At 68.0% G+C, this 967-nt stretch carries 1 protein-coding gene; it reads left to right on the top strand.

Annotated elements, in window-relative coordinates; all coding sequences use genetic code 11:
* Positions 1 to 19: 19 nt before the first annotated feature.
* A complete protein-coding gene (locus tag IF99_RS0130235) occupies positions 20 to 934 on the top strand; it encodes a transposase family protein (RefSeq protein ID WP_031001699.1) in 915 nt (304 codons plus the stop codon).
* Positions 935 to 967: the final 33 nt, after the last annotated feature.

The following is a 967-nucleotide window of genomic DNA, read 5'->3' as shown; positions in this document are numbered from 1 at the left end:
TGATCCGGCTGTGGCGATCATGGTCAATCGGGCGGTGCTGGCGCATCAGCTGTTCACGGGACTCTCTCGGTTTCATCTTGCGTGCCTGGTCGAAGAGTTGGCCGAGCCGTGGCAGGCCGGCGTCGAGGGCCGCCGTCATGCTGCTCGGGGCGGGGCCAGGAAGCGGGCTGCGGGTGCCGGCGCCAGCCATCAGCTGGTGTTCGTCGACCGGCTGGTGGCCACGCTGATCCATCTGCGGCACGACCTGCCGCACTCGGTGCTGGGGCTGCTGTTCGGTGTCGACCGTTCCACCGTCACCCGGGCGATCGGAGAGGTGCGCACGCTGCTGGCGGAGCGGGGATGCGCGGTTCCCGACCGCCCCGGCCTGCGTCTTCGGACACTGACGGACGTGTTTGCCTACGCCCAGGCCGAAGGTGTCGAGCTGCGGCTGGACGCCACCGAGATCCAGGTCCGCAGGCCACCGGCCAGCCGCGGCGGCCGACGCGCGTTCGTTTCGGGCAAGAAGAAGCAGAACACCATGAAGGCCACTGTGATCGCCGACTGGCGAGGACGCACGTTATGGACCGATGCCCTGCGGCCTGGACGTATGCACGACGCCACGGCCGCCCGCAATGAAGGCATCGACATCTGCTTCCAGCACTTCCCCGGTGTCGAAGTTCTCCTAGACGACGGCTACCTCGGCCTGAGCCGCGACCACCGCGGACAAGCGATCACACCACCCAGAAAACCCCGGCCGGGAGCATTGCCCGGCAGAGTCGAGCAGTGGGAACGCGACCGACACGACCACTCGTCCGACCGCATCACCGTCGAACACGCCCTCGCCGACCACAAACGCTGGAAACAACTGGCCCGCTGGACGCATCGCCGCGACCGCCTACCCGCCACCTACCGCGCCATCGCCGGCCTCGTCTCCGACCGCACCGCCAACATCTGAAGGCCGCCGTGAGCAAGGCCAACACACCTCACC

The organism is Streptomyces sp. NRRL F-5630, from assembly GCF_000719475.1.
Lineage (GTDB): Bacteria > Actinomycetota > Actinomycetes > Streptomycetales > Streptomycetaceae > Streptomyces.
This window is presented reverse-complemented; position numbering and strand designations above follow the sequence as displayed.

Bases quoted from the DNA above. Each gene is read 5' to 3' on its own strand.
- IF99_RS0130235 (WP_031001699.1), top strand. From the start codon at position 20: ATGGTCAATCGGGCGGTGCTGGCGCATCAGCTGTTCACGGGACTCTCT.